This window comes from Saliniramus sp. (assembly GCF_035311605.1).
Lineage (GTDB): Bacteria > Pseudomonadota > Alphaproteobacteria > Rhizobiales > Beijerinckiaceae > Saliniramus.
In genome coordinates this window covers 1-3,458 of sequence record NZ_DATGCW010000099.1, presented here as the reverse complement: position 1 = coordinate 3,458, position 3,458 = coordinate 1, and the positions used below count along the sequence as shown (strand labels likewise).

Below are 3,458 nucleotides of genomic sequence, written 5' to 3'. Positions count from 1 at the left end.
GTGTCGGCGGTTCGATTCCGTCCCTGGGCACCATTTGATTTTCTTGTATTTACAAAGACCTACGTGCCATCGTTCAGATGCCGCGTCAATCACATGCTCGCTTCGTGAGCTCTTGTGCGCGGCAGGACGAAGCGCCGGAGGGGTGCGATCGCCATTCACGGATCGCGTCACGCGGGGGTCTTGCGCGCGACATGGAAGCCATAGCCGAAATAGCGCGCATAATGGTCATAGAGGGCAATCTCCTCGCGTTGCGCACGGGTCACGTCATGCGCTCCCGCATCGGCTGCATGCCGGTCGACGAAGGCCTCGAAGCCCTTGTTCGAGAGGCCGGAAACAATTCTCCCGCCAGCAGACTTCCGGGAGCGCGCGATAGCTGATCGGCGTGTAGCCGTGCTTTTCAAGGAATGCGATCGTGGCGCCGGCGCTACCGACCTCGGGATATTCCCTGTTCCAGTACGCTTCGATTTCAGCGGGCCTGTCCGCCGTGAACCAGGTCAGCTCGGAGACGGCGAGCACCCCTCCCGGCTTCAGGAAAGGGCGCCAGGCCCGGACCCCGTTCTCGAAGCCCATATTGTAGATCGCGCCCTCGGACCAGATCGCATCGAGCGAATCCGCCGCCAACGGCAGATCGTCCATCGACGCAGCCAGCGTCGTGATACGCTTTGACAGACCGGCCCGTGCGGCCCGGCCCTCCAGCACGGCGAGGAAATCGGGAAGGGCATCCACGGCGATCACATCGGCATCAAGATCATGCGCGAAGATCACCGCCGAAGCGCCTGTTCCGCAACCGATATCCGCAATCCGCAGCCCGGTCTGTGCCACCAGCCCGGCGAGACGTATGGCGAGACGGGTTTCGTCGTCGCCGCCCGGTCCCTGCCTTGCATTGCCCGCGTGCAGATCCGTCAGAAGCGCCAGCTCGTCCATTTCAATTCTCCATAGGTCCGCCCCGTCCATGCCGGCCCGGAACATAAAACGGTGAGCCGAGGCACACGGCATTGAAAGAATCAGCGGTAGCCGCCCTCCCGCTCCCGATCAGCCCCATATCGGATTTGGCATTCACGCGCGGATGCTTTATGCAACGCGCGCTGGTCGGGTAACCAGCCCACACGAGAGCATCCGGGGCCTTTGCAGCATGAACTGGATTTCAGACGTCGTCCGTCCGCGCATCAAGACGCTGTTCAAGCGCGAGACGCCGGAGAATCTCTGGGTAAAATGCCCGGATACCGGGCAGATGGTCTTCCACAAGGAAGTCGAGGCGAATCTGTGGGTCATACCCGGCTCGAACCATCACCTGCGTCTCAACGCGGTCGACCGGCTGAAGATCACCTTCGATGATCACTTCGAGGACATCCCCCTGCGCGGTGTCGCCGCTGATCCGTTGAAATTCCGCGACGAGAAGCGCTATGCCGACCGTCTGCGCGACGCACGCGCCAAGACGGGGATGCAGGATGCGGTCAAGGTCGCCGTCGGCAATGTCGACGCGACGCTGATGACGGTTGCGGTCCAGGATTTCGCTTTCATGGGCGGCTCGCTCGGCATGGCCGCCGGTGAGGCGATCGTCACCGCCGCCGATACGGCCCGCGAACGCGGCACGCCCTTCGTGCTCTTCGTCGCCTCCGGCGGCGCACGCATGCAGGAGGGTATCCTCTCGCTGATGCAGATGCCGCGCACCACGGTGGCGCTGCGGCGCCTGCGCGAGGCGCGCCTGCCCTATATCGTCGTGCTCACCAATCCCACCACCGGCGGCGTCACCGCCTCCTACGCGATGCTCGGCGATGTGCATATTGCTGAGCCCGGCGCCCTGATCGGCTTTGCCGGCCCCCGTGTGATCGAGCAGACCATCCGCGAGAAGCTGCCGGAAGGCTTCCAGCGCGCCGAGTATCTCAAGGATCACGGCATGGTCGACATGGTGGTGCCGCGCACGGAGCTGAAGGCGACGATCGCCAATCTCGCGCGCCTCTTCATGAAGCAGCCGGCACTGGATGCCGTGACCGCTCCGACCGAACCGGCACCGGTCGAAAAGAAGCCGGCTGCGAAGCCGGATCGCGCTACCGACCCGGCCGCCGATCCCGACAAGACCGCGCCGCCGCGCGAAAGCGCGAAATCCCCTCCCGCCGACCCGCCCGCCCCTGCGGCGGGGACCGGCGAGAAGCAGCGATGACGCCTGCACCCGCCCGCCGCGCCTGAGACGCAACGCGTGGCGCGGACACTGCTAAAACCAACGCCATTCCCCCGAGTGGAGCGAGCCACGATGGAATCCTCAGACGCGCTGATCGCGCGCTTCCTCGCCCTGCATCCCAAATCCATCGATCTGTCGCTGGGCCGCGTCGAGCGGCTGCTCGCGGCGCTCGGCCATCCCGAACATCGTCTGCCGCCGGTGATCCATGTTGCCGGCACCAATGGCAAGGGCTCGACCATCGCCTTCATGCGCGCCATGCTGGAAGCGGCCGGCCTCGTGGTGCATGTCTATACCTCGCCGCATCTGGTGCGCTTCCACGAGCGTATCCGGCTCGGCCGGCCCGGCGGCGGGCGCTTCGTCGACGAGGAGCGTCTGGTGGGGGCGCTGCGCATCTGCGACCAGGTGAATGCCGGCGCGCCGATCACCGTTTTCGAGATCACAACGGTCGCGGCGATCCACCTCTTCGCCGAGACCCCGGCTGATGTGCTGCTGCTCGAGGTCGGCCTTGGCGGGCGCTTCGACGCAACCAATGTCGTCGCCGATCCCGCCTGCGCCGTGATCACACCGATCGGGCTGGACCATGCCGAATATCTGGGCGACACTGTGGAGAAGATCGCCTTTGAGAAGGCGGGAATCATCAAGCCGGGGCGTCCGACGGTCATTGCCCGCCAGGATTACGCGGCGGCGGAGGATGTCCTGCGTGACGTTGCCGAACAGCGCGGCGCATCGCCGATCCTGATCGGCGGCCAGGATTTCTCCACCCATGAGGAAAACGGGCGCGTGATCTACCAGGATGAAGACCTCCTGCTCGATCTGCCGCTGCCGCGCCTCGTCGGCGCGCATCAGATCAGCAATGCCGGCACCGCCATCGCTGCCCTGCGCGCGGCCGGATTTCATCGCCTTTCGCCGAATGGTTTCGAGACCGGAATCCGCACCGCGGAATGGCCGGGCCGGCTGCAGCGGCTCACCCGGGGCGTCCTGCCCGGTCTCGCCCCGGAAGGCGCTGAACTCTGGCTCGATGGCGGGCACAATCCCGATGGCGGACGCGCGCTTTCCGCCGCGATGGCGGATCTCTCCGAGCGCTCCGAAGCACCGCTGGTGCTGATCGCCGGGATGCTCGGCACCAAGGACGGCGAGGGCTTCCTGCGCAATTTCGCCGGGCTCGCGCGCGAGTTGATCGCCGTGCCCGTACCGGGGCAGGTTGCGGGCCGTCCGGCCATGGAAGTCGCCTCGATCGCCGCCCGCGCCGGGCTGGTCGCCTCCACCGCGGCGGGTGTCG

Annotated in this window: 3 protein-coding genes; 2 read left to right on the top strand and 1 reads right to left on the bottom strand. The window is 65.9% G+C overall.

The window, feature by feature from the left end; genetic code table 11:
* Positions 1–264 precede the first annotated feature (264 nt).
* Entirely contained in the window at positions 265–924 is a 660-nt protein-coding gene (locus tag VKP01_RS04665; protein ID WP_324410743.1) for a class I SAM-dependent methyltransferase, read from the bottom strand.
* Positions 925–1,132: 208 nt separating this feature from the next.
* On the opposite strand from VKP01_RS04665, the gene accD reads away from it, so the two are divergent.
* On the top strand, positions 1,133–2,161 hold the full coding sequence (gene accD, locus VKP01_RS04660; RefSeq protein ID WP_324410741.1) for an acetyl-CoA carboxylase, carboxyltransferase subunit beta: 1,029 nt from the start codon (positions 1,133–1,135) through the stop codon (positions 2,159–2,161).
* A gap of 90 nt (positions 2,162–2,251) precedes the next feature.
* On the top strand, positions 2,252–3,458 hold a 1,207-nt coding region (locus tag VKP01_RS04655), incomplete at its 3' end, for a folylpolyglutamate synthase/dihydrofolate synthase family protein (protein WP_324410739.1).

Bases quoted from the DNA above. Each gene is read 5' to 3' on its own strand.
- VKP01_RS04665 (WP_324410743.1), bottom strand. From the start codon at position 924: ATGGACGAGCTGGCGCTTCTGACGGATCTGCACGCGGGCAATGCAAGG.
- accD (WP_324410741.1), top strand. From the start codon at position 1,133: ATGAACTGGATTTCAGACGTCGTCCGTCCGCGCATCAAGACGCTGTTC.